Here is a 23873-nt window from a genome sequence, read left to right on the forward strand (position 1 = left end):
GCACCCGGGCCGTAGATTTCTTCCATGGACCTCATCCCCAAGCCCGAGCAGGTCGTCGCCGCGGCCGGTAACGTGGCGCACACCCTGCTCTACGGCGGGCTGGCCGACCTGCGCCCGATGCCCCGCACGTTGATCAGCGACGGGGAGCTGCGCGAGGTCTACCACTACCGACCGGCCAAGGACGTCCCCGAGACGGGCGACCCGGTCCTGCTGGTCACACCGCTGGCCGCGCCTGCGCTGTGCTTCGACCTGCGCCGCGGCTGCTCGCTGGTCGAGCACCTGGTCGCCGGGGGTCGGCCGACCTACCTGCTCGAGTACGGGCAGGTCTCCTTCCGCAACCGGTCCCTCGGCATGGAGCACTGGGTCGACGAGGTGCTGCCCGAGGCGGTCCGGGCCGTGCACGAGCACTCCGGCGGCCGCGGGGTGCACCTGGTCGGGTGGAGCCTCGGTGGCATCTTCACCCTGCTCGTCGCCGCCGACCGGCAGGACCTGCCGATCGCCTCGATCACCGTGGTCGGGTCGCCCGTCGACGTCACCAAGGTGCCACTCGTCGCGCCGGTCCGCCCGCTGCTCAACCTGACGCAGGGCCGCGGAGCGATCACCCGTGCCTACCGGGCCCTGGGCGGCATCCCCCAGCCGCTCGTCAACTGGGCCTTCACCGCCGCGTCCGCCCAGAAGGTCGTCACCAAGCCACTCGCGGTGCTGACCCACCTCGACGACACCGACTACCTCGCCCAGCTCGAGGCGGTCGACCGCTTCCGGGCCAACATGTTCGCCTACCCGGGTCGGACCTTCGGCCAGCTCTACCACCGCTTCGTCAAGGGCAACGCCCTCGCGCGGGGCACCATGCAGGTCGGCGACCGGACGATCGACCTGGCGGCGATCTCGGTCCCGACGCTCGTCTTCGGCGGCAACACCGACGGCATCGCGCCCCTGCCCGCCGTACGCGCGGTGGTCCCGCTGCTGACCGGCGCGCCGCAGGTGCGCTTCGAGGTCGTGCCCGGCGGGCACCTCGGCATGCTGACCGGCCGGGCGGCCCGCGGGACGACGTGGACCGTCATCGACGAGTGGGTCGACGAGTGGTCGGGCAAGGCGCCCGTGAAGGCCCCGGCGAGGAGGAAGGCCGCGCGCACGGCTGCGGCGCGCAAGGTGGCTGGCACGAAGGCTCCTGCGAAGAAGGCCCCGGTGAAGAAGGCCCCGGTGAAGAAGGCCACCGCCACGAGGACGCCGGCGAAGAAGGCGTCCGCCGACACGATCGGCTCGAACCCGTCCCGTCGCTACGGGTCGGCCGGCTCGCGGGCGCTGGGCCAGCGGTGACCTCGGCCGTCCCGGCGGGCGGGCCCGCGACGCTGCCGCGCGGCGTCCGGATCGGCTACGGCAGCGGGTCGGTGGCCACGGGCGCGTTCGGCACCGTGCCGGGCCTGATGCTGCTCCCCTACCTCACCGACGAGCTGGGGATCGCCGCGCTGTGGGCGGGCGTCATCGTCTTCCTCCCGAAGGCGTGGGACGTGGTGCTCAACCCGGTCGCCGGTCGGGTGAGCGACCGGACCGTCGACCCGGCCGGTCCCCGACGGCCGTGGCTGATCCGGGCGGGGCTCATGCTCGCCGGGGCGTTCGCGCTCATCTTCGCCGCCCCCGACCTGCGGAGCTCGCTGCTCGAGGCGGGCTGGGTCCTGCTCTTCTTCGTGCTCGCCGCGTCGGCGTACGCGTTCTTCCAGGTGCCCTACGTCGCGATGCCCGCGGAGATCACCACGTCGTACGACGAGCGGACCCGCCTGATGACGTGGCGGGTGGCGATCCTGGCCTTCACGATCATGCTCGCGGGCGCGACCGCGCCGCTGATCCGCGACGAGGTCGGCGGCCGCGACGGCTACCGGGTGATGGGCGTGGTCATGTCCGTGCTGATCGCCGTCGGGGTCGCGAGCGCCTGGTGGGGCACCCGGAGGGCCCCGATCGGCGCGGTCGCCGCCGGCGCGGGCACGCTCCGCGAGCAGCTACGGGTCGTGGGGCAGGCGCGTGACTTCCGCGTGCTGCTGACCACGTTCGTCCTGCAGGCCCTCGCCACCGGCTGCATGCTGGCGGGGGTGGACTACCTCGCCGGCGACGTGCTGGACCGGTCCGGGGCCGCGACCGTCCTCTTCGTGTGCTTCGTCGGCCCCGCCCTGCTGCTGACACCCGTGTGGGCCTCGCTCGGCACGCGCATCGGCAAGCAGCGGGGCTACGTCATCGCCTCGCTCGTGCTGGCGGCGGGCGCGGTGCTCGCGAGCACCGCCCGGGTCGCGCCGCCCGCCGTCGTGTTCGCCGCGACCGCGCTGGTGGGGGTGGGCTACGCCGGGTGCCAGGTGTTCCCGATGGCCATGCTGCCCGACGCGGCGGCGGTCGACTCGGCCCGCACCGGCGAGAACCGGGCCGGCGTCTACACCGGCGTGTGGACGGCCGGGGAGACCCTCGGCCTCGCCCTGGGACCGGCCCTGTTCGCGGTCGTGCTCGCCCTCGGCGGCTACCTCTCGAGCGAGGGCCGCGAGATCACCCAGCCGGACTCGGCCCTCACCGCCATCACGCTCGGGTTCTCGGTGCTGCCGGCGGTCCTGACCCTGCTCAGCCTGCGGTGGCTGCGGCAGTACACCCTCGACGCCGCCGAGGTGGCGGCAGCGGAAGGAGCCGTCCGTGCCTGACCCGATCGAGCGACTGGCCGAGATGCAGCGTGGCGACCTGCCCGTGCACGGCGGGCGGACGCTGGCCTACGTCTACGACTCCGGCGACCCGGAGGTCGACCGCATCGCCCGCGAGGCCGTCGCCGCCTATGCCGCCTCGAACGCGCTCGACCCCACGGCCTTCCCGTCCCTGCTCCGGATGGAGAACGAGCTCGTCGGCTTCGCCTGCGACCTCCTCGACGCCCCGGAGTCCGCGGTGGGGACGGTGACCGCGGGAGGCACGGAGTCGATCCTGCTGGCGGTCCAGGGGGCTCGCGACAGCCGCCCCGACGTCGTACGTCCGCGGATGGTCCTGCCGGCCACCGCGCACGCGGCCTTCCACAAGGCGGCGCACTACTTCGGGGTCGAGGCGGTGCTGGTGCCGGTCGGTCCCGACTTCCGGGCCGACGCGCGGGCGATGGCCGAGGCGATCGACGACGACACGGTGCTGGTCGTGGCCAGCGCCCCGTCCTACGCGCACGGCGTGGTGGACCCGGTCGGCGAGATCGCGGCGGCGGCCGCCGCCCGCGGGGTGCGCTGCCACGTGGACGCCTGCATCGGCGGCTGGGTGCTGCCGTACGCCGCCCGGCTGGGGCGCGCGGTGCCGCCGTGGACCTTCGCGGTCGAGGGCGTCACGTCCATCTCGGTCGACACCCACAAGTACGCCTACGCCCCCAAGGGCACGTCGCTGCTGCTGCACCGCGACGCCGGCCTCCGCTCGCCGCAGTTCTTCGCCTCGGCGGCCTGGCCGGGCTACACGATGCTCAACGCGACGACCCAGTCGACGCGGTCCGGCGGCCCGATCGCCGGAACCTGGGCGGTCGTCGAGCACATCGGGGACGCGGGCTACCTCGAGCTCGCCGACAGCGCGTTCGCGGCGGTCGACGCGATCGTGGCCTGCATCGACGCCGAGCCCGCGCTGCGGCTCCTGGTGCCGCCCGACTCGACGCTCGTCACGCTCGCGACCGACGCCTCGTGCGACGCCTTCACGCTGACCGACGAGCTCGTCTCGCGCGGCTGGTACGTCCAGCCCCAGCTGTCGTACGGCGACGGGGGTCCCAGCATCCACCTGTCGGTCAGCGCCGGCACGCACGAGCACGTCGGCGAGCTCGCCGCGGCGCTCGCGGAGTCGGTCGCGGCGGCGCAGGCGGCGGGACCGGTCGCCGTCGACCCGGACGTGGTGGCGTTCATCGAGGCCCTGGACCCGACCGCGCTCGGCGACGACGACTTCGACGGCCTCCTCGCGGCGTCGGGACTCGTGGGCGCCTCGGCGGACGGCGGCCTCGAGCTGCCCGGCCGGATGGCCGCGGTCAACGCGATGCTGGACGTCGCCTCGCCGGCGATGCGGGAGGCGCTGCTGGTGGCGTTCCTCGACCGGCTGCAGCGACCAGCCGGACGCCATCCCCGCGAGGGCGCACGATGAGTGCGCTCGCCGGACTCGTCGAGAAGGGTCGCGTCGCCCCGGACTGGGCCGAGGCCCTCGCGCCGGTCGACGAGCAGATCGCCGCGATGGGCCGGTTCCTGCGGGACGAGGACGCGGCCGGCCGCGGCTACCAGCCCGCCGCCGACCGGATCTTCCGGGCGTTCGAGCGCCCGCTGGCCGACGTACGTGTCCTCGTCGTCGGGCAGGACCCCTACCCCAACCCGACGCACCCGATCGGGCTCAGCTTCGCCGTCGAGCGGCACGTGTGGCCGCTGCCGCCGAGCCTGGTCAACATCTACGTCGAGCTGCGCGACGACCTCGGCATCGTGCCGCCCCGCCACGGTGACCTGTCGGCGTGGGCCGACCAGGGGGTGATGCTGCTCAACAGGTCGCTCACCGTCCGGCCCCACGACTCCAACAGCCACCAGGGCAAGGGGTGGGAGGCCGTCACCGAGCGGGCGATCGTGGCGCTGGCCGAGCGCGGCGGGCCGTGCGCGGCAATCCTCTGGGGTCGGCACGCCCAGTCGCTCAAGCCCCTGCTCGAGCCGGTCCCGTGCGTGGAGTCGGCCCACCCGTCGCCGCTCAGCGCGCGCCGCGGGTTCTTCGGGTCGAAGCCATTCAGCCGTGTCAACCGGCTGCTGGAGGAGCAGGATGGTGACCCGGTCGACTGGGCCCTCCCGGAATATAGTTGAATCATGAACTATTGAGGATGTCATGAACGAACGAATGCCTGCCCTCTACATCGGCCACGGTGCGCCGCCCCTGCTCGACGACCCCGTGTGGTCGGGCCAGCTCTCCGCATGGGCCGGCGACCTGCCGCGCCCGACGGCGATCCTGATCGTCTCCGCGCACTGGGAGTCCGCACCGGTGAGCCTGAGCGCCAGCGGTGCCCCGCTGGTCTACGACTTCGGCGGGTTCGCGCCGAAGTACTACCAGATGACCTACGAGACCCCCGACGCCTCGGCACTGGCCCGTCGGGTGGCCGCGATGATGCCCAGCGGCGAGCCGGTTCACCAGCACGCCTCGCGCGGCCTCGACCACGGCGCGTGGGTGCCGCTCAAAATCATGTTCCCCGAGGCCGACATCCCGGTGCTCCAGATGTCGCTGCCGACCGACGACCCCCACCGCCTGATGAGGCTCGGCGAGCGGCTGCGCCCGCTCCGCGACGAGGGCGTGCTGATCATCGGCTCCGGCTTCCTCACCCACGGCCTCCCGTTCCTCACCGAGTGGCGCATCGACGCCGCCGTGCCCGGCTGGTCGCGCGACTTCGACCTCTGGGCGGCCGATGCGCTGACCCGGGGCGACGTCGACACGCTGTCCGACTACAAGGCGAAGGCACCCGGCATGCCGTACGCCCACCCGACGGTCGAGCACTACACGCCGCTGTTCGTGACGCTCGGCGCGGCGACGACCGCCGACGACCCGGGCATCCAGGTGATCGACGGCTACTGGATGGGCCTGTCGAAGCGCTCGTTGCAGGTGGCCTAGGTTGAGGGGATGCGCGTCCTCTCCATCCAGTCCCACGTCGCCTACGGCCACGTCGGCAACTCCGCAGCCGTCTTCCCGCTCCAGCGCCTCGGCCACGAGGTGTGGCCGGTCCTGACGGTGAACTTCTCCAACCACACCGGGTACGGCGCGTGGCGGGGTCCCCTGATCGCGGCCGAGGACGTCGCCGCGGTGATCACCGGCATCGGTGAGCGCGGTGCGTTCGAGACGTGCGACACGGTGCTCTCCGGCTACCAGGGATCCCCGGAGATCGCGGACGTCATCGTCGACGCGGTCGCCCAGGTCAAGGCGGCCAACCCGGACGCGACGTACACCTGCGACCCGGTCATGGGCAACGCCACCTCGGGGTGCTTCGTCAACCCGGCGATCCCGCCGAAGTACCGCTCCACCGTCATCCCGGTGGCCGACGTGCTGACGCCCAACCAGTTCGAGCTCGGCTTCATCACCGACCGCGATGCACTGAGCGGGCCGTCGTCGCTGTCCGACATCCTGGCCGCGGTCGACGAGGTGCGCGGTCTCGGCCCCTCGGCGGTGCTGGTGACCTCGGTCGACCGCGAGGGAGCTCCCGACGACGCCATCGAGATGCTCGCCGTCACGGCAGACGGCGCCTGGCTCGTGACCACGCCGCGCCTGCCGATGAAGGCCAACGGTTCCGGCGACATCACCGCCGCCCTGTTCACCGCCCACCTCAAGGCGACCGGCTCCCCCGCCGACGCGCTCGCGCGTACGGCCTCGTCGGTCTTCGCCGTCCTCAAGGAGACCCTGGACTCGGGCGAGCGCGAGCTGCGCCTGGTCGCCGCGCAGGACGCCATCGCCTCGCCGGCCGGTGAGTTCGAGGTCGAGCAGGTCCGCTGAGGGCAGAGCCGGTGACAGGAGTCGAACCCGCGACATCCATATTACAAGTATGGCGCTCTACCAACTGAGCTACACCGGCGTGCGTCCGGGGACGCGGCGGCAATCCTAGTCAGGGCGTCCCTGCTGAGAGGATGAGGCCCGTGAGCCTCCTCCACCTCCCCCACCACGACGGCTCGCCGCTGTTCGTCTCCGACGAGGCTCCGAGCCTGGGTGACACCGTCGCGGTCCGCGTGCGCACGCATGCCGACGACGCACCGGTCGAGAGCATGTGGCTGCGCACGACGTACGACGCGGAGCCCGTCTACGTCGAGATGCACCCGAGCGCGGCGGGGTCCACCACGTGGTGGGAGGCCGGCCTGCTGGTGCACAACCCGGTGACCCACTACCGGTTCCTGGTCGTGCGCACCGACGGCTCGCAGGAGTGGCTGACCGGCGCCGGGTTGCTCGGCCACGACGTGCCGGACGCGACCGACTTCCGGATCTCGGCGTACCCGTCCGCGCCCGACTGGGGCCGTGACGCCGTGGTCTACCAGGTGTTCCCCGACCGCTTCGCCCGGTCGGCGGCCGCCGCAGACCGGGCCACGCCCGACTGGGCCCTGGCAGCGGACTGGGACGACGAGGTGGCCTTCGAGCCCGACGACCCGCGCACCCCGATGCAGCTCTTCGGCGGGGACCTCGACGGCATCACCGAGCACCTCGACCACGTCGCCGAGGTGGGCGCCGACGTCGTCTACACCACGCCCGTCTTCCCCGGCGAGAGCAACCACCGCTACAACGCCTCCACCTTCACCGAGGTCGACGACCTGCTCGGCGGCGACGAGGCGTACGCGCGGCTGAGCACCGCGGTCCACGAGCGCGGGTGGCGGATCCTCGGCGACCTGACCACGAACCACACCGGCGACACCCACGAGTGGTTCCTCGCGGCCGCCGACGACCCCGACGACCCGCACCGGTCGTTCTACTGCTTCGACGAGGATGGGACCTACGCCTGCTGGATGGGCCACGGCACGCTGCCCAAGGTCAACCACGCCGACCGCGACCTGCGGCACGCCATGGTCGAGGGCCCGGACTCGGTGGTCGGACGGTGGTTGCGACCGCCCTACGACGTCGACGGGTGGCGGATCGACGTCGCCAACATGACCGGGCGCCTGGGCGCCGTCGACGTCAACCACGAGGTGGCCCGCGCGGTCCGCGCCACCGCGGAGGCGCTGCGCCCGGACCCGTGGGTCATCGGCGAGCACAACCACGACGCGACGGGCGACGTCGACGGCGACGGCTGGCACGGCACGATGAACTACTCCGGCTTCTCGTGGCCGGTGTGGTCGTGGCTGCGCGACCCGGCCTCCCCGGCGCGCGCGTTCGGCCGTCCGGTGCCGGTCGCCCGCCGCGACGGGGCCGCCGTCGTCGAGACCTTCCGCGCCTGGCAGGGCACGCTGGGCTGGCGGGCGACGGAGTCGAGCTGGAACATCCTCGGCTCGCACGACTCGGCCCGGATCCGCACGGTCGTCGGCGGCGACGCGGGCCTCCACCGGGTCGCCGCCGGGCTCCAGTTCACCCTGCCCGGGGTCCCGATGGTCTTCGCCGGCGACGAGATCGGCCTCGAGGGCGTCACCGGCGAGGACGCCCGCCGCACGATGCCCTGGCACCGCCGCGACGAGTGGGACGCACGGACCCTCAGGACGTACGCCGACCTCGCGGCGCTGCGTCGCGACCACGTCGCGCTGCGTCGGGGCGGACTGCGCTGGGCCCACGTCGACGCCGACACCATCGCCTACGCCCGCGAGCACCCGGACGGGAAGATCCTCGTGGTGGCGCGCAGAGCGGCGGCGCCCGGCTTCTCCCTGCCACTGGAGCAGGGTCGACACCTCTTCGGCTCGGAGCCGGGCGGGGCCGACCTGGTCGCGGGACCAGACGGCATCGACGTACCGGCCGCGAGCGGTCCGCGCGTCGACATGTGGAGCCTGGCGGACCAGGTGGGGTCTCGACGCGCACGTCGCGGCTAGTGTCATCGCATGGCCATGCGGATCGTCGCCAGCCGGCCTGACCCGGCCATCCTCACCCTCCCGTGGGACCTCCCCCTCGAGGAGTGGCCCGACGACGTCGTCGTCCCGCTGCCGCGCGGCCTGTCGCGCCACGTCGTACGCATCGTGCGGCTCGGCAGCAACGTCTACGCCGTCAAGGAGACCAACGACGACATCGCGTTCCGTGAGTACCGGATGCTGCGCGACCTGCAGAGGATGGGCATGCCCGCGGTCGTGCCCCAAGGCGTCGTCACGGGGCGCGAGGCCAAGGACGGCGAGGCCCTGCCGGCGGCGCTGATCACCCGCCACCTCCAGTTCTCGCTCCCCTACCGCACCCTCTTCAGCCGCGGCATGGACGCCGAGCACGTGCCGACGCTCATCGACGCCATCGTGGTGCTGCTCGTGCGCCTGCACCTCGCCGGCTTCTACTGGGGTGACGTGTCGCTGTCCAACGTGCTGTTCCGGCGCAATGCCGGCGCGCTCGCGGCCTACCTCGTCGACGCCGAGACGGGCGAGCTGCACGACACCGTCGGCGACCGGCTGCGCGACTACGACATCACGGTCGGCTGCGAGAACATCTTCGCCGAGCTGATGGACCTCTCGGCCAGCGGCGCGGTCCAGAAGGAGATCGACGGCTTCGCGATCATCGAGCACCTGCGTTCGCGCTACGAGGCGCTGTGGAGCGAGCTGACCGACCTCGAGGAGTTCGGGGCCGACGAGATGTGGCGCATCGAGCGGCGTGTCGAGCGGCTCAACGACCTCGGCTTCGACGTCGACGAGCTCGACATCGTCACCGACCTCGGGGGCGACACCATCCGGATCCAGCCCAAGGTCGTCGACCTGGGCCACCACACCCGCGAGATCCGGGACCTGACCGGCATGACGGTCGAGGACAACCAGGCGCGACGGCTGCTCAACGACATCGCAGCGTTCACCGCCCACTTCGACCTCGGCCGCGAGGACCGCCACCTGGTGGCGAGCAAGTGGATGCAGGCCATCTTCGAACCCATCATGGCGATGATCCCGCCCGACGCGACCGGCAAGCTCGAGCCGGCCGAGATCTTCCACGAGATCCTCGAGCACCGTTGGTACCTCTCGGAGCGGGCCGGGCAGCAGGTCGACATCTTCGACACCGCGCGCGACTACATCGAGCGCTTCCTCACCGCCAAGCCCGACGAGGCCATCACAGGTCAGGAGTGAACGGGGCAGGAGCGACGGGCTCCCACTCGCCGACCCGCCAGGACCCGTCGGTGCGGAGTCGCACCCACTGCAGCCCCACCGGCCGCCCCTCGGCGTAGGTCACCAGGCTCACCTCGGCGTCGCGCCGCGGCTTGCTGCCCAGTGCGATGGCGTACGCCGCACCGCCGGTCGTGCCGTTGGTCCAGGAGTAGCCGGTCGCGCCGTCCGCGCCCACGACGGGCTCAGGGCCGGACTGGACGTGGGTGTGGCCGCCGACGACCAGGTCGACGCACCCGCGCGCGAGCGCCTCGTCGCCGAGGTTGGCGTCGTGCACGAGCACCGTGCTGACCCGCTCGCCGTCCTCGGCCGCCGCACACGCGTCGTCGGCGAGGCGGTCGCCCACCTCGGCGAAGCTGAGGCCGGACTCGTCGCGCCAGTTGCCGAGGCCGCTGCTGCGGGGGTCGTCGACCCCGAGCAGGGTGCCGCCCCACGGGGCGTCGACCACCTCGCCGGCGAGCATCGTCCAGCCCTGGTCGGCGAGGTAGGTGCTGACGAACGTGCCGTGGTCGTGGTTGCCGGCGACGCCGAAGCGCTCCCAGTCGGCGAAGGCCGACTGCACCGAATCGAGGCTGAACGCCTCCCACGGCTGGCCCGTCGAGGTGTCGTCGCCCGCGTTGAGCACGACCGAGGCCCCAGCGGCGTCGCCGATGGCCCGCGCCACGCGGTCCATGCCGATGTTGTCGTGCCGGTCGCTGACGAGGAGCGCGACGGTCTCGTCCTCCTCCGGCTCGCGCAGGCCGAGCTCGACGAGCCCCGCCGCGCTCTCGGCGGCCGCCGAGTAGAACTCACGGCTCCGGTCGTAGGTGTCGATCGCGCTCAGGACCAGCCGCCTGCTCTGGGTGGTGACCGGCCCGGTGCGGACCTCGATGTCGCGCACCTCCGCCGGCAGCACGACGTCCGGGCCGGCGAGCTCGGCGAGCGTCTGCCAGCTGCCCTGCTCCTCCTGGGTCTCCTCCGCCGACTCCCACGGCTGCCAGACCAGGACCGGCAGCACCAGCAGCAGGGCGAGCGCGACCAGGCCGTGCCGGGTTCGTACGCCCCGGAACAGCTCGCCGCGGCGGTGCCGGCCGAGCAGCAGGAAGAACGCGACCGGGACGAGCCCCACGCCGAGCCCGCGCAGCGCGGCGGAGACCGCCATGTCGAGCACGACGTCCTGCACCTTGTCGATCGGCGCGCGCGGGTCGCCGGCGATGAGGGCGTAGCGCTCGACGAGCTCCTCGATCGAGCCGACCTCGGTCTTGCCGAGGGTCAGGGTGACCCCCAGGGGACCGACGTCGCGGAACCGGAGGTCGGGCAGCAGGGGTCCGGTCTCCACCACGGCGTCCTTGGCCAGCGTGGGACGGACGACCGTGTCGTGGCCGACGAGCACCACCGTCCGCGAGCTGGTGAGGAAGAGCGAGACCGCCACGGCCAGCCCCAGCGCGACGCTGAGCGACACCAGTGCGGCGCCGACCAGCAACCGCCGGGGGGTGGGCCTCACGTCGTGCGGGCCTGCGAGATCGCGTAGAGGGCGACCGAGGCGGCCACACCGGCGTTGAGCGACTCCAGCTGGGCGGCCATCGGGATCGACACGATCTGGTCGCACGTCTCGGCGACCAGACGACCCAGGCCCTTGCCCTCGGACCCGACCACGACGACGAGCGGGCCCTCGGCGAGGCCGCCCGGGGCGACGAGCTCGGGCAGCGAGAGGTCGCCGTCGGCCGCCAGGCCGACGACCATGCAGCCCGCCTCCTGGTAGGCCTTGAGCTGGCGGGTCAGGTTGACGGTCTGGGCGACCGGCAGCCGCGCGGCGGCACCGGCGCTGGTCTTCCACGCCGAGGCGGTCATGCCCGCGGCCCGACGCTCGGGGATCAGCACGCCGTGGGCGCCGAAGCCGGCGGCGGAGCGGATCACCGCGCCCAGGTTGCGAGGGTCGGTCACGGAGTCGAGCGCGACGACGAGCGGCGGCTCCTTGGCCTCGTCTGCCCGGTCCAGCAGGTCGTCGGCGTGGGCGTACTCGTACGCCGGGAGGCGCGCCGCGAGGCCCTGGTGCACCGCACCGCCGGTCATCCGGTCCATCTCGTTGCGGGTGACCTCGAGCAGGGTCAGGCCCTGCTCGGCGGCCAGCTTGAAGGCCTCGCGCATCCGGCCGTCCCGCTCGGCGCCCTCGGCGACGTAGACCGCCGAGACCGGCACCCCGGCCTGGAGCAGCTCGACGACGGAGTTGCGGCCGGCGGCCCACTCGGCGTCGGCGGTGGTGCGTCGCTTGGGGCGGGTCTCCTTCGCCTTCTCGGCGCGCTTCGCGGCCTTGTGGGCCTGGTGGTAGGGCCGGTCCTTCGCCTTCGGCGTGGGGCCCCTGCCCTCGAGCCCGCGGCGGACACGACCGCCCGAGCCGGCAGTGGGGTTGCCCTTGCCGGTCTTCTTGATGGCGCCCTTGCGCTTGGAATTGCCAGCCACGGTCTCACACGCTCCACTTCGGGCCGGTCGGGGTGTCCTCCACCTCGACGCCGGCCGCCTTGATCCGGTCACGGATGGCGTCGGCGCGGGCCCAGTCCTTGGCCTCGCGAGCCGCCGCCCTCTCCTCGAGCAGCCCCTTCGCGAGGGCGTCGACGACCTCCGTGAGCCGGTCGTCGGACCCGCGGGTCGCCCACGCCGGGTCGGCTGGGTTGAGGCCGAGGACGTCGAGCATCGCGGCGACGGCGACGGCGTTGCGCCCCGCCTCCTCGCTAGCCCTGGCATCCAGCAGGCGGTTGCCCTCGCGCACGCAGTCGTGGATGACCGCAACGGCGCCCGGGGTGCCGAGGTCGTCGTCCATCGCCGCGACGAACGCGTCAGGAAGCTCCGATGTCGCGTCGACGGGGACGTGCACGCGCGCCCGGTCCAGGAAGTCCTCGATCCGCCGGAACGCCTTGGCCGCCTCGTCGAGCGCCTCGAAGCTGAACTCGACGTGGGAGCGGTAGTGCGCCGCGACCATGTAGTAGCGCAGCTCGATCCCGCGCACGCGCTCGAGCACGGACGGGATGAGCAGTGAGTTGCCGAGCGACTTGCTCATCTTCTCGCCGGCGGTCGTGATCCAGGCGTTGTGCAGCCAGTACGAGGCGAACGGGCGACCGGCCGCACGCGACTGGGCCTGCTCGTTCTCGTGGTGCGGGAAGCGCAGGTCGACGCCGCCGCCGTGGACGTCGAAGGCGGGGCCGAGGTACTTGCCGGCCATCGCCGAGCACTCGATGTGCCACCCCGGGCGCCCGGGCCCCCACGGGGACGGCCACGACGCGGTCTGCGGCTCGGAGTCCTTCTTCCAGCCCTTCCACAGCGCGAAGTCGCGCGGGTCGCGCTTGCCGCGCGGGTCAGCGTCGCCGGCAGGCTCCATGTCCTCGACCCTCTGGCGGGTCAGCTCGCCGTACGCCGGCCAGCTGCGCACGTCGAAGTAGACGTCGCCGCTGCCGTCCTCGGCGGCGTAGGCGTGGCCCCGCGCGATGAGCTGCTCGATCAGCTCGACGATCTCCGGGACGTGCCCGGTCGCGCCCGGCTCGTAGGTCGGGGGCAGCACGTTGATCGCCGCGAGGGCCGCGTCGAGCTCGCGCTTCATCGCGGCGGCAAGGGCGTACCAGTGGACGCCCTGCTCGGCCGACTTGGCCAGGATCTTGTCGTCGATGTCGGTGACATTGCGGATGAAGTCGACCTCGTGGCCGGTGGCGGAGAGCCACCGCCGCAGCACGTCGAAGTTGACCGCAGACCGCACGTGGCCGACGTGCGGCTCGGACTGCACGGTGAGCCCACAGACGTAGATGCCCGCCCGGCCGGGGACCAGGGGGACGAAGTCGCGGGTCTCGCGCGTCGCGGTGTCGTGGAGCCTCAGGGTCACCGGGCAAGTCTAGGGGTGGACGTCCGTTCGGCTGGCTTCCGCGGCGTCGGCCGCCGGACAGAGGCTGTGACTCCTGAGACGTGTGGGACTTCTCGGGTTATCGTCGACCGGTGCTCCGACGTGCCGCCGCCCTCGCCCTTCCCCTGCTCCTCGCCAGCGCGCTGGCGCCCGCGTCGGGCGCCGAGACCCAGTCGGAGGCGCGCAAGCGGGCCACCCCACAGGTGCAGCTGACCTCCTGGAGCAGCTACGCCGAGCTCAAGGCCGGCGCCCGCAAGGGCCTCAAGATGGGCCGCGGCCACGTGGCGCTGCGCAAGGCGAAGCCGCGCACGGTCGCGGGCAAGGCGTACGAGGCCGGCACCTGGACCTCCCCGTGGGCCACCCCGGGCTTCGGCGCTACCGCGCTGGTCCCGAGCTGGGAGGCGACGACGCCGGGGAGGAGCCTGGTCCGCGTCGAGGTCCGGGCCCGCGACGCGAGCGGACGCACCGGCACGTGGGACACCGTCGCCGACTGGAACCTCACCAACCGCCCGCTCAGCCGGCGTACGTACTCCGGGCAGGCCGACGACCTCGGTCGCGTCAGCGCGGACACCTGGCTCGCCGCGGGCTCGGTCACGTCGTGGCAGGTGCGCGTGACGCTGATGCGACCGCGCGGGTCCAGCCTGGCCGTGAGACTGGATCGCGTCGGCGCCGTGGCGTCGGCCGATGCCGATGCGGCCCGACCTCCGTCGAAGCCGGGTCCGGCCGCCGGCACCGTGCTCGCGGTCCCCACCTACTCCCAGATGGTCCACAGCGGCCACGACCCGCAGTGGGGCGGTGGCGGCGAGGCGTGGTGCTCGCCCACCTCGACGGCCATGGTGCTCGCCTGGTACGGCATCTCCCCGACCCCGCGCGGCATCGCGGCCGGCCACGCCGACGCCGTGGTCGACCACACCGCCAGGATGGTCTACGACCACGGCTACCGCGGCACCGGGAACTGGGCGTTCAACACCGCGTACGCTGCGACGCTGGTCGGCGGCGACTCCTACGTCACCCGGATGCGTGACCTGCGCGAGGCCGAGGACCACATCGCCGCCGGGGTCCCGCTCATCGTCTCGATCGCGTTCGGCCGCAACCAGCTCACCGGCGCCCCGATCTCCGCGAGCAACGGCCACCTGCTCGTCATCGTCGGGTTCGAGGCCGACGGCGACGTCGTGGTCAACGACCCCGCCGGCGCCACCAACGCCGAGGTCCGCCGCGTCTACGACCGCGCGCAGTTCGAGCGACTGTGGATCGCGGCCTCGGGCGGCACGGCGTACGTCATCCGCAACAGCTGACGGCGGGGAGCTCCGGCTCGCCCTGAGCAAGCCGGCGCTCCCCGCTCACGGCCCGACCGCTCACACCGCGCTGAACTCGACCGTGTGCCACCCGGTGGCACCGTCGGGGTCGGGCGCCCGCAGGACGCTGGTCTGGGTCTCGCCGTCCTTGCCGATGGCCCGTACGCGCACGTCGTGGTCACCCTCCTCGACCTCGAGGGTCACCGCCCACTGGACCCACGTGTCCACCGACGGCACCCCGCCGAGCTCAGCCCGCGTCCACGTGCCCCCGTCGACCTGGACCTCGACCGCCTCGATGCCGGTGTGCTGGTGCCAGGCGACGCCGCCGAAGGAGACCTGCCCCGCCGGCACCTCGTCGCCGCCGCGCGGTACGTCGATGCGCGAGGCGATCTTGACCGGGCCCTCGGCCGACCAGCCGCGGGTCGTCCAGTAGCCGGTGGAGTCCGCGAACGTGCTCACCTGCAGGTCGACGACCCACTTGGTGGCCGACACGTAGCCGTAGAGGCCGGGCACGATGGTGCGCACCGGGAAGCCGTGCTCGATCGGCAGGGGACGTCCGTTCATGGCGACGGCGAGCATCGCGTCGCGGTCGTCGGTGAGGGCCGCGAGGGGGGTGGCGCAGGTCCAGCCGTCGTGGGAGGTCTGCAGCACGCAGTCGGCCTCGTCGGAGACGCCGAGGCCGGCGAGGAGGTCGGAGATCCGTACGCCGCTCCAGCGGGCGTTGCCGATCAGGCCGCCGCCGACCTCGTTGCTCACGCAGTTGAGGGTGATCCACGACTCGGTCATCTCGCGGTCGACCAGGTCGGCATAGCTGAGGGTGAGCTCGCGCTCGACCAGCCCGTGGATCCGCAGCGACCAGTCCTTCGGCTCGATGGTCGGCTTCGCGATGGTCGTGTCGATCAGGTAGAAGTCCTCGTTGGGCGTCTGCCACGGCGCGATCCCCCGGAGCCCGATGGACGTGTCGGCCGGAGGCTGGCGCTGGGTGACGCCGGGGATGCGGAGCAGCCGACGGCTCACCTCGACGTGGCGGCGCCCGGCCCCCACGAGCCGGCCGGCCACGGCGATGCCGATCGCTGCCGCCGACACCACGCCTGCGACGACGAGGAACACCCGTCGCTCGTGGGACTCCAGGTCGGGCCTGCTCAGGCCCCGGTGCAGCGCGTCGGTGAGGGCCGAGTGGAGCGTGACCCAGGTGACCAGGCCGACGGCGACGGGCAGGACGTCGACGGGACCGGCGCCGCGCTGGACCAGCACGGCGCCGAGACCCACGCCCGCGAGCGCGAACCACACCAGGAGCGGTGCCCACCAGGCACGCCGGGCCAGCACCCCCGCCGCCGCGAAGCAGCCCACCAGCAGGAGCAGGATCACGCCGACGAGGAAGGGCTTGTCGAAGAGCCCGAGGATCGAGATGGCCCGCTCGGCCACCGGTCCGGGTGTCAGCTTGATGACCAGCTCCGCCACGGCCACGACCGGCGACTCGCGGATGGTCAGCACCATCGCCGTGGCATAGCTGGTGGCCAGGCCCGCCAATCCGGCGAGGACTCCGGCCAGCACCCAGGGAGGACGACGAGTGGTCACGCTCCCATTGTGGCGCGCGTAGGGAATGATGCCGACGTGACCTCTCCGTTCCCCACCCCGAGCATCGGGATCGGCACCGACGTGCACCGCCTCGTCCCGGGCGTACCGATGCACCTCGCCGGCCTCGCGTGGCCCGACGAGCCGGCCGGGCTGGAGGGCCACTCCGACGCCGACGTCGCAGCCCACGCCGCGTGTGACGCGTTGTTCTCGGCGGCCGGCCTCGGCGACCTCGGCAGCCACTTCGGCACCGCGGAGCCGGAGTGGGCCGGCGCCTCCGGAGCCACGCTCCTGGCCGAGACCGCGCGGCGCGTACGGGCCGCCGGCTGGGAGATCGGCAACGTCGCGGTGCAGGTCATCGGGAACGTCCCGCGGCTCGGGCCGCGACGTGACGAGGCCTCAGCGGCCCTGTCGGCCGCGGTCGGAGCGCCGGTGAGCCTCTCGGCCACCACCACCGACGGGCTCGGACTCACCGGCCGCGGCGAGGGCGTGGCGGCCATCGCCACCGCGCTGGTCACGCGGTGAGCGCCAGCCCGCCCGCCACGGCCGTCGTGATCCTCGCGGCGGGGTCGGGGAGCCGGGTCGGCGCCGAGGTCAACAAGGTCCTGCTGCCGCTGCGGGGGGTGCCCGTGCTGGTGTGGTCGCTGCGCGACGCACTGGCGCTGCCCGGCGTACGCCGCGTCGTGCTCGTGGTGCGGCCCGAGGACCGGACCGCCGTCGGCGAGGCCGTCGCTCCCCACCTCGGCGACCGCGAGGTGCTCGTGGTCGACGGCGGCCCGAGCCGGCACGCCTCGGAGTGGGCGGCCCTGCAGGTCCTCGCCGCCGACGTCGAGTCGGGCGAGGTCGAGGTCGTCGCGGTCCACGACGGCGCACGGCCGCTGGCAGGCGTGCCCCTGTGGCGGGCCGTCGTCGAGGCGGCCCGGACCTCCGGCGGGGCGGTGCCGATGGTGCCGGTGACACAGCTGGTGCAGGACGACCTGGCCCCGGTCACCGACGCGGTGGGCGGCGTGCAGACCCCGCAGGCGTTCCGCGCCGGCGAGCTGCTCGCGGCCTACCGGGCGGCGGCGCGGGACGGGTTCGAGGGCACCGACACGTCCGCCTGCGTGGCGGCGTACGGAGACGTGGTGGTCACGGCCGTCCCGGGCAGCGCACTGAACCTCAAGGTGACCTTCCCCGAGGACGTGGCGCTCGCGGAGGAGCTCAGCCCGCTCAGCGCAGCGGACGTGTGAGGGCCTCGAGGAGGCGTACGTCCTCCGCGGAGGCCACCCGCCGACCCTCCGGGGGCGCCTCGACCGTCTCGACCCGGTGACCGGCCGCAGCGAGGTCGCCCACGGCCCGCGCCAGGTCGGGGGACGGGCGCTGCGCCAGCGAGGCCAGGACCGCGGCGGGCAGGACCAGGGGCGAGGCGATCGCGAGCAGGCCGTCCCGGTCGAGGGTCGGGCCGACGACACCGTCGGCCACGACCTTGACGGTGTCGGTCACCGGGCGTACGCCGACCACCACGTGGCCCGTCTCGCGCGCCCGATCCAGGCAGGCGGCGAGGAAGGCCGGCGGCGCCGTCGGGCACAACGCGTCGTGCAGGACGAGGTCTCCCCCGGACTCGACGAGCCCGGACCACGGCACGCTGGCGTCGACGAGGTCGATCCCTGCCTCCCCCAGGGCCCACGCGGCACACGCGACGAGCGCCTCGCCGTGGACGAGGGTGTAGGGGAGGGCGCCCCGGTCCTCGTCCAGAACGAGACCGAGGCCCCTGGGAATCTCGTCCCAAGGGCCTCGGTCGGTGTCGTTGCTGCTCAGGAGGCGAGCACCTCGTCGAGCATTGCCTCGGCCTTGTCCTCGTTGGTCTTCTCCGCGAGCGCGAGCTCGGAGACGAGGATCTGGCGCGCCTTGGCCAGCATCCGCTTCTCGCCCGCGGACAGGCCGCGGTCACGCTCACGGCGCCACAGGTCGCGCACGACCTCCGACACCTTCATCACGTCGCCGGAGTGCAGCTTCTCGAGGTTCGCCTTGTAGCGACGCGACCAGTTGGTCGGCTCCTCGACGTGGGCCGCGCGCAGCACGTCGAAGACGCGGTCGAGGCCCTCCTTGTCGACGACGTCGCGGACGCCGACGAGGTCGAGGTTGCAGGCCGGCACGCGAACGACCAGGTCCTGCTGTGCGACGATCCGGAGGACGAGGTACTGGCGGTCCTCCCCCTTGATCGTCCGCATCTCGATGTCCTCGATGACCGCGGCCCCGTGATTGGGATAGACGACCGTTTCGCCAACGGTGAAAGTCATATGTTCAGTTCCCCTTCCTAGGTGACCATTCTAACACGGGTTCGAACCTGCTCCTCACGCGTTTGTGCAGGTCAGAGGCCCTATGCGGGCTTGACAGAACGCGTGGTCGTGTGGTGCGCGCCCGTGTCGCACCGCCCGATCGCCGCCGACGCGGGCCATACTCCGTGCCATGCCCCGGGCCCTGCCGACGACGCCGTCGCTGCTCCTCGTGCGGTCGGCCCATCCCCGCCAGGCCCTGGCGACCGCCGTTGCGCTCGCCGCGGCGGCGGCCGTGGCCGGGAGGCCGCTCCGCGAGGTCGGGCTGGTGGCCGCGACCGTGCTGGTCGGCCAGTCCGTCCTCGGCTGGGCCGACGACCTCGCCGACCGCGAGCGCGACGCCCGGCGCCGACCCGACAAGCCCCTCGCCGGCGACCGGCTCGACCCGGGCACCGTGTGGTTCGCGCTCTCCTGCGCGGTCCTGCTCGTCGTGCCGCTCGCGGTGGCCCATGGTCGGCGGGCGGGAGCGACGTACCTCGCGATCCTGGTGGTGTCGGCGGTCGGCGACCGGCTGCTCCACGCCCGGGCGCTGTCGTTCGTGCCCTGGATGGCGAGCTTCGCGCTCTACCCCGCGTTCCTGGCGTACGGCGGGTGGGGCGGCGTCGGCGCCGCCACGCCGCCGACGGCGGTCATGGTCGCCCTGGCCGCGGCACTCGGGCTCGGCGTGCACGTGCTGGTCGCGCTGCCGGGCCTCGTGGACGACCACGAGGAGGGCGAGCGGTCCCTCCCGCTGCTGCTGGCACTGCGGACGGGCACCCCGCGCCTGCTCGTGCTGGCAGGCGTGCTCACCGCGCTCGTCGTCGGCGCCATCTTGATCGCAGGGCGGACGGTCGGACTGACCTGAGCCGACGCTAGGCTGTCGGCCATGCGACTTCGACCCCTCGCGACCGCCGCCGCGGTCATCGCGTTCGCCGCACCGCTGACCTCCTGTGGCTTCGACTACGCCACGGAGCGCGACTACACCCCGGGCAGCGGCGCCAACACCCGCGAGGGCGAGGTGGACGTCCTGTCCGCAGTGGTCGTCTCGGCGGCCGAGGGATCGGGCACGTTCATCGCCTCGCTGTCCAACAACGACCGCTCCGACGAGCAGAGCTTCACCGGCATCACCGGCGCCGAGGGCACGACGGTCGAGGTCGCCGAGTTCGAGCCCGTCTCGATCCCCGCCGGTGGCCTGGTCAACCTCGCCGAGCCGCCCGCCGAGATCGTCCTGACGGGCGAGTTCACCGCGGGCGACGTGGTCCCGCTGTCCTTCGACTTCGGCAACGGCGAGCGCGTGCAGCTCAACGTCCCGGTCGTCGCCGACGACACCGGCTACTGGGAAGGCATGGACGCCTCATGACGTACACCCTGGTCCTGCTCCGCCACGGCGAGAGCGAGTGGAACGCCAAGAACCTCTTCACCGGCTGGGTCGACGTCGACCTCACCGAGAAGGGCCGCGCGGAGGCGGTCCGCGGGGGCGAGCTCCTCGTCGAGGCCGGGCTCCTGCCCGACATCGTGCACACGTCGCTGCAGCGCCGCGCGATCACCACCGCGCACCTGTCGCTCGACGCCGCCGACCGCCACTGGATCCCGGTGAAGCGGTCCTGGCGCCTCAACGAGCGCCACTACGGCGCGCTCCAGGGCAAGGACAAGAAGCAGACGCTCGACGAGTACGGCGAGGAGCAGTTCATGCTCTGGCGCCGCTCCTTCGACACCCCGCCGCCGCCCATCGAGGACGACGACGAGTGGTCGCAGTCCGGCGACCCGCGCTACGCCGACCTCGGCGCCGAGATGCCCCGCACCGAGTGCCTCAAGGACGTCATCGCGCGCTTCCTGCCCTACTGGGACGCCGAGATCGTGCCGGACCTCCAGACCGGGAAGACCGTGCTGGTCGCCGCTCACGGCAACAGCCTCCGCGCGCTGGTCAAGCACCTCGACGGCATCTCCGACGAGGACATCGCCGGGCTCAACATCCCGACCGGCATGCCGCTGGTCTACCGTCTCGACGAGGACCTGCGTCCCACCGTCGCCGGCGGCGAGTACCTCGACCCCGAGGCGGCAGCAGCCGCTGCCGCGGCCGTCGCGAACCAGGGTCGGTGACCAGCGCGGACCGACGCAGTCGGTCCGCGCGTGGGGTCACCGAGATTGAGCAAGCCCCGCGGCTGAGGCGCCGTCCTGAGTGCCCGTGAGGGACGAGCGGGTGTGTCGAAGGGCACGAAGCCGCGACGGGCGCGTCGAAATCCGTTCAGCCGACCGGCGGGTGCGGCATCCACAGCCTGTGGCACCGCCCCGAGTAGTCCGCGGGTGGGGAGGGAGGCCGGGGCGCAGCGGGCCGCGTCGGCGTACGTCAGTCGCGCGCCGGCATGTCGCCGGTGACGACGAAGACGACCCGGTTGGCCACCGACACGGCGTGGTCGGCGATCCGCTCGTAGTAGCGGCCGAGCAGCGCGATGTCGACGGCGGCCTCGACGCCGTGCTGCCAGTCGGTGGAGAGCAGCTCGGTGAAGCTCCTCCGACGCAGCTGGTCCATCACCTCGTCGTCGCGACCGAGCTCGATGGCCGCCTCGACGTCGCGGTCGATGATGATCCCGCGGACCCGGCGGACCATGTCCTCGGCGGTCTCCGCCATCCGCTCCATGGTGGGGCGGAGCTCGTCGGGGACGGCGACCGAGGGCACGCGCAGGCGCGCGATCTTGGCGACGTGGACCGAGAGGTCGCCCATCCGCTCGAGCTCGCTGACCATCCGCAGCGCCGAGACGATGATCCGCAGGTCGCCGGCGACCGGCTGCTGGAGCGAGAGCAGCGCGAACGCCGTGTCGTCGACGCGCTCGCGGGCCGCGTCGATCGCCTTGTCGTTGCCGATCACCTGCTCGGCGGTGTGCACGTCGCCGGTCATCAACGCCCTGGTGGCCTCGCGTACGGCGATCTCGACCTGTCCGCAGATCTCGGAGAGGTCGGCGAAGATGCCGTCGAGCTGGTCATGGAAAGCCTCACGCATGTCGCGCACTCTAGGCAGCCCAGGCGAACAGATGTGGGTGCCCGATGAACGAGGGGTGAACAGTGCGTGAGGGGTGCTGCTCGGGGTGTCCATCACGGCCGGGCGCCGGCGCGCGATGCGTACGATGGTGAGCGTGGATCCGACGATGCAGGCCGCCCTCGCGGCGGTCATCGGGGCCGTCGTCGCAGGAGGCGCGGTCCTCGCGTGGCACATCAGCGACCGCCAGCGCCACACGCTGCCGGAGGTCGAGGAGCCTGTCGTGCAGGCGGGCGTCGCGGCGGTGCTGAGCATCCTGCGCTCCAGCGCGGTCGTCGTCGACGAGTCCGACCACGTGCGCAAGGCCTCCGCCCCGGCGTACGCCTTCGGCCTGGTGCGCGGCGACACCGTGCTGGTCCCGGAGCTGGTCGACCTGATCGCCCAGGTGCGGCGCGACGGCCAGATCCGCGAGCGCGACATCGACCTGCCCGCTCCCGACGGCGGCTTCACCCGTACGCTCACCGCGCGCGTCGCGCCGCTCGGCGCCCGGCTCGTGCTGGCCCTCGTCGAGGACCGCACCCGCGAGCGACGCGTCGAGGCCGTGCGGCGCGACTTCGTGGCCAACGTCAGCCACGAGCTCAAGACCCCGGTCGGTGCGATCCGGCTGCTCGCCGAGGCCGTCACCGACGCCGCCGACGACCCCGAGGCCGTGCAGCGCTTCGCCGGCCGGATGCGCACCGAGAGCGACCGGCTCTCCAAGCTCGTCCAGCAGATCATCGAGCTGTCCCGGCTGCAGGGCAACGACCCGCTCGAGACCCCGGTCATGGTCGACATCGACGCCGCGGTCGCGACAGCTGTGGACACCAGCGCCATGGAGGCGGCGGCCAAGAACATCACCGTCGACTCGCGCGGCGAGCCCGGGCTGGAGGTCTTCGGCTCCCAGGAGCAGATCGGGGCCGCGATCAGCAACCTCGTCGCCAACGCCGTTGCCTACTCCAACGAGGGCTCGCGGGTCGTCGTCACCACCCGCGCCGAGGGTGCGAAGGTGCAGATCTCGGTGGTCGACCAGGGCATCGGCATCCCCGCCGAGGACATCGACCGCATCTTCGAGCGGTTCTACCGGGTCGACCCCGCGCGGCACCGCTCCACCGGCGGCACCGGCCTGGGCCTGTCCATCGTCAAGCACGTCGCGGCGACCCACGGCGGCGACATCTCGGTCTGGTCGGTGCAGGGCCAGGGCTCCACCTTCACCCTCACCCTCCCCCACCACGCCGAGCCCGGACCGGGCTCGGGCCAGACCACCACCCCGGTCGAGGTCGTCGCACCCGCCCGACCCGCCACCGCACCACGCAGAACGCAGCAGGAGACCACCACACCATGACCCGCGTACTCGTCGTCGAGGACGAAGAGAGCTACAGCGACGCGCTCGCCTACATGCTCCGCAAGGAGGGCTACGAGGTGGCGATCGCCGCTGACGGCAACACCGCCCTCACCGAGTTCGACCGCTTCGGCCCCGACATCGTCCTGCTCGACCTGATGCTGCCCGGCGTGCCCGGCACCGAGGTGTGCCGCCAGATCCGGCAGACCTCCTCGGTCCCGGTGATCATGGTCAGCGCCAAGGACGACGAGGTCGACAAGGTCGTGGGCCTCGAGCTCGGCGCCGACGACTACGTCACCAAGCCCTACTCCCCGCGCGAGCTGGTCGCCCGGATCCGGGCCGTGCTGCGCCGCGGCTCCGAGCCCGAGCTGATGCCCGACACGCTGGAGGCCGGCCCGGTCCGGATGGACGTCGAGCGCCACGTGGTCACCGTCGACGGCACGGAGCAGCGGCTGCCGCTCAAGGAGTTCGAGCTCCTCGAGATGTTCCTGCGCAACCCCGGCCGGGTGCTCACCCGCGGCCAGCTCATCGACCGCGTCTGGGGCTCCGACTACGTCGGCGACACCAAGACCCTCGACGTCCACGTGAAGCGGCTGCGCGCCAAGCTCGAGCCCGACCCGGGTGAGCCGAAGTACCTCGTGACGGTCCGCGGGCTCGGGTACAAATTGGATCTCTGAGCGGGTGCTCGCCGCGGAAGTCCCTCCTCGACCAGCGGACCGGCGGGATGTCGGCGTACGCCGTCCGAAATGCGCTGGCGG

General features: G+C 72.8%; 23 protein-coding genes and 1 tRNA gene. 16 read left to right on the top strand and 8 right to left on the bottom strand.

The genetic code is table 11. The features are described from left to right. The first annotated feature begins 24 nt into the window (after nt 1–24). The 6 genes from EXE59_RS00165 to pdxY are packed head-to-tail and all read left to right on the top strand — an operon-like array spanning nt 25 to nt 6477. Complete coding sequence (locus EXE59_RS00165; protein WP_135837098.1) at nt 25–1317, top strand: alpha/beta fold hydrolase; 1293 nt, start codon at nt 25–27, stop codon at nt 1315–1317. After that, nucleotides 1314–2675, top strand: coding sequence for an MFS transporter (locus EXE59_RS00170; RefSeq protein ID WP_135837099.1), 1362 nt, complete (start codon nt 1314–1316; stop codon nt 2673–2675). The genes EXE59_RS00165 and EXE59_RS00170 overlap by 4 nt, the downstream gene beginning before the upstream one ends. Beyond that, nucleotides 2668–4116 (top strand): pyridoxal phosphate-dependent decarboxylase family protein, encoded by a 1449-nt coding sequence (locus EXE59_RS00175; RefSeq protein WP_210428831.1) that lies wholly within the window; start codon nt 2668–2670, stop codon nt 4114–4116. Before EXE59_RS00170 ends, EXE59_RS00175 begins: the two co-directional genes overlap by 8 nt. Then, entirely contained in the window at nt 4113–4808 is a 696-nt protein-coding gene (locus EXE59_RS00180) for a uracil-DNA glycosylase (RefSeq protein ID WP_135837100.1), read from the top strand. Before EXE59_RS00175 ends, EXE59_RS00180 begins: the two co-directional genes overlap by 4 nt. 22 nt (nt 4809–4830) lie before the next feature. Continuing rightward, nucleotides 4831–5604: a dioxygenase family protein gene (locus EXE59_RS00185; RefSeq protein WP_210428832.1), complete on the top strand. Its 774-nt coding sequence runs from the start codon at nt 4831–4833 to the stop codon at nt 5602–5604. A 9-nt stretch (nt 5605–5613) separates the two neighbouring features. Beyond that, nucleotides 5614–6477: a pyridoxal kinase PdxY gene (gene pdxY, locus EXE59_RS00190; RefSeq protein ID WP_135837101.1), complete on the top strand. Its 864-nt coding sequence runs from the start codon at nt 5614–5616 to the stop codon at nt 6475–6477. Nucleotides 6478–6483: 6 nt separating this feature from the next. Here the strand turns inward: pdxY and EXE59_RS00195 are convergent. After that, a tRNA-Thr gene (locus tag EXE59_RS00195) sits at nt 6484–6556 on the bottom strand. Nucleotides 6557–6617: 61 nt separating this feature from the next. On the opposite strand from EXE59_RS00195, the gene EXE59_RS00200 reads away from it, so the two are divergent. Together EXE59_RS00200 and EXE59_RS00205 are read left to right on the top strand one after the other, a co-directional pair. Continuing rightward, on the top strand, nt 6618–8480 hold the full coding sequence (locus tag EXE59_RS00200) for a glycoside hydrolase family 13 protein (protein WP_135837102.1): 1863 nt from the start codon (nt 6618–6620) through the stop codon (nt 8478–8480). A 9-nt stretch (nt 8481–8489) separates the two neighbouring features. After that, the gene (locus tag EXE59_RS00205; protein WP_135837103.1) at nt 8490–9698 is read left to right on the top strand and encodes a DUF4032 domain-containing protein; all 1209 of its coding nucleotides are present in this window, start codon (nt 8490–8492) and stop codon (nt 9696–9698) included. On the opposite strand, the gene EXE59_RS00210 is transcribed toward EXE59_RS00205, so the two are convergent. The 3 genes from EXE59_RS00210 to cysS are packed head-to-tail and all read right to left on the bottom strand — an operon-like array spanning nt 9682 to nt 13581. Further along, nucleotides 9682–11217, bottom strand: coding sequence for a metallophosphoesterase (locus EXE59_RS00210; protein WP_246056388.1), 1536 nt, complete (start codon nt 11215–11217; stop codon nt 9682–9684). The genes EXE59_RS00205 and EXE59_RS00210 overlap by 17 nt on opposite strands. Next, complete coding sequence (rlmB, locus tag EXE59_RS00215; RefSeq protein ID WP_135837104.1) at nt 11214–12173, bottom strand: 23S rRNA (guanosine(2251)-2'-O)-methyltransferase RlmB; 960 nt, start codon at nt 12171–12173, stop codon at nt 11214–11216. The genes EXE59_RS00210 and rlmB overlap by 4 nt, the downstream gene beginning before the upstream one ends. 4 nt (nt 12174–12177) lie before the next feature. Next, nucleotides 12178–13581, bottom strand: coding sequence for a cysteine--tRNA ligase (gene cysS, locus EXE59_RS00220; protein WP_135837105.1), 1404 nt, complete (start codon nt 13579–13581; stop codon nt 12178–12180). A gap of 110 nt (nt 13582–13691) precedes the next feature. On the opposite strand from cysS, the gene EXE59_RS00225 reads away from it, so the two are divergent. Continuing rightward, on the top strand, nt 13692–14894 hold the full coding sequence (locus EXE59_RS00225) for a C39 family peptidase (protein WP_135837106.1): 1203 nt from the start codon (nt 13692–13694) through the stop codon (nt 14892–14894). Between the two features lie 60 nt (nt 14895–14954). Here EXE59_RS00225 and EXE59_RS00230 read toward each other — a convergent pair whose 3' ends face one another. After that, entirely contained in the window at nt 14955–16472 is a 1518-nt protein-coding gene (locus tag EXE59_RS00230; RefSeq protein ID WP_135837107.1) for a molybdopterin-dependent oxidoreductase, read from the bottom strand. A gap of 36 nt (nt 16473–16508) precedes the next feature. On the opposite strand from EXE59_RS00230, the gene ispF reads away from it, so the two are divergent. Beyond that, entirely contained in the window at nt 16509–16994 is a 486-nt protein-coding gene (gene ispF / locus EXE59_RS00235) for a 2-C-methyl-D-erythritol 2,4-cyclodiphosphate synthase (RefSeq protein ID WP_135837108.1), read from the top strand. After that, nucleotides 16991–17698, top strand: coding sequence for an IspD/TarI family cytidylyltransferase (locus EXE59_RS00240; RefSeq protein WP_135837109.1), 708 nt, complete (start codon nt 16991–16993; stop codon nt 17696–17698). The genes ispF and EXE59_RS00240 overlap by 4 nt, the downstream gene beginning before the upstream one ends. Here the strand turns inward: EXE59_RS00240 and EXE59_RS00245 are convergent. Next, the gene (locus tag EXE59_RS00245) at nt 17679–18092 is read right to left on the bottom strand and encodes a 2-C-methyl-D-erythritol 4-phosphate cytidylyltransferase (protein ID WP_246056390.1); all 414 of its coding nucleotides are present in this window, start codon (nt 18090–18092) and stop codon (nt 17679–17681) included. The two genes, EXE59_RS00240 and EXE59_RS00245, sit on opposite strands and share 20 nt — an antisense overlap. A 170-nt stretch (nt 18093–18262) precedes the next feature. Further along, nucleotides 18263–18748: a CarD family transcriptional regulator gene (locus EXE59_RS00250; RefSeq protein WP_056602200.1), complete on the bottom strand. Its 486-nt coding sequence runs from the start codon at nt 18746–18748 to the stop codon at nt 18263–18265. Between the two features lie 169 nt (nt 18749–18917). On the opposite strand from EXE59_RS00250, the gene EXE59_RS00255 reads away from it, so the two are divergent. Genes EXE59_RS00255 through EXE59_RS00265 form a run of 3 tightly spaced genes read left to right on the top strand, consistent with a single transcriptional unit; the run spans nt 18918 to nt 20863 of the window. Next, nucleotides 18918–19628: a UbiA family prenyltransferase gene (locus EXE59_RS00255; protein WP_135837111.1), complete on the top strand. Its 711-nt coding sequence runs from the start codon at nt 18918–18920 to the stop codon at nt 19626–19628. 21 nt (nt 19629–19649) lie between these two features. After that, nucleotides 19650–20123: a copper chaperone PCu(A)C gene (locus EXE59_RS00260; protein ID WP_135837112.1), complete on the top strand. Its 474-nt coding sequence runs from the start codon at nt 19650–19652 to the stop codon at nt 20121–20123. After that, nucleotides 20120–20863, top strand: coding sequence for a phosphoglyceromutase (locus tag EXE59_RS00265; protein WP_135837113.1), 744 nt, complete (start codon nt 20120–20122; stop codon nt 20861–20863). Before EXE59_RS00260 ends, EXE59_RS00265 begins: the two co-directional genes overlap by 4 nt. Before the next feature lie 247 nt (nt 20864–21110). Here the strand turns inward: EXE59_RS00265 and phoU are convergent, their stop codons facing one another. Next, on the bottom strand, nt 21111–21761 hold the full coding sequence (phoU, locus tag EXE59_RS00270; RefSeq protein WP_135837114.1) for a phosphate signaling complex protein PhoU: 651 nt from the start codon (nt 21759–21761) through the stop codon (nt 21111–21113). A 133-nt stretch (nt 21762–21894) separates the two neighbouring features. Here phoU and EXE59_RS00275 point away from each other — a divergent pair, with 133 nt between their 5' ends. Beyond that, nucleotides 21895–23118 carry a sensor histidine kinase gene (locus EXE59_RS00275; RefSeq protein WP_135837115.1) on the top strand — a complete coding sequence of 408 codons (1224 nt, stop codon included), beginning with the start codon at nt 21895–21897 and terminating at the stop codon, nt 23116–23118. After that, on the top strand, nt 23115–23792 hold the full coding sequence (locus tag EXE59_RS00280) for a response regulator transcription factor (RefSeq protein WP_135837116.1): 678 nt from the start codon (nt 23115–23117) through the stop codon (nt 23790–23792). The genes EXE59_RS00275 and EXE59_RS00280 overlap by 4 nt, the downstream gene beginning before the upstream one ends. Nucleotides 23793–23873 lie beyond the last annotated feature (81 nt).

It is taken from the genome of Nocardioides eburneiflavus, from assembly GCF_004785795.1.
GTDB lineage: Bacteria > Actinomycetota > Actinomycetes > Propionibacteriales > Nocardioidaceae > Nocardioides > Nocardioides eburneiflavus.

Bases quoted from the DNA above. Each gene is read 5' to 3' on its own strand.
- EXE59_RS00205 (WP_135837103.1), top strand. From the start codon at position 8,490: ATGGCCATGCGGATCGTCGCCAGCCGGCCTGACCCGGCCATCCTCACC.
- EXE59_RS00255 (WP_135837111.1), top strand. From the start codon at position 18,918: ATGCCCCGGGCCCTGCCGACGACGCCGTCGCTGCTCCTCGTGCGGTCG.
- phoU (WP_135837114.1), bottom strand. From the start codon at position 21,761: ATGCGTGAGGCTTTCCATGACCAGCTCGACGGCATCTTCGCCGACCTC.
- pdxY (WP_135837101.1), top strand. From the start codon at position 5,614: ATGCGCGTCCTCTCCATCCAGTCCCACGTCGCCTACGGCCACGTCGGC.
- EXE59_RS00265 (WP_135837113.1), top strand. From the start codon at position 20,120: ATGACGTACACCCTGGTCCTGCTCCGCCACGGCGAGAGCGAGTGGAAC.
- EXE59_RS00165 (WP_135837098.1), top strand. From the start codon at position 25: ATGGACCTCATCCCCAAGCCCGAGCAGGTCGTCGCCGCGGCCGGTAAC.
- EXE59_RS00280 (WP_135837116.1), top strand. From the start codon at position 23,115: ATGACCCGCGTACTCGTCGTCGAGGACGAAGAGAGCTACAGCGACGCG.
- EXE59_RS00180 (WP_135837100.1), top strand. From the start codon at position 4,113: ATGAGTGCGCTCGCCGGACTCGTCGAGAAGGGTCGCGTCGCCCCGGAC.
- EXE59_RS00185 (WP_210428832.1), top strand. From the start codon at position 4,831: ATGAACGAACGAATGCCTGCCCTCTACATCGGCCACGGTGCGCCGCCC.
- EXE59_RS00250 (WP_056602200.1), bottom strand. From the start codon at position 18,748: ATGACTTTCACCGTTGGCGAAACGGTCGTCTATCCCAATCACGGGGCC.
- EXE59_RS00260 (WP_135837112.1), top strand. From the start codon at position 19,650: ATGCGACTTCGACCCCTCGCGACCGCCGCCGCGGTCATCGCGTTCGCC.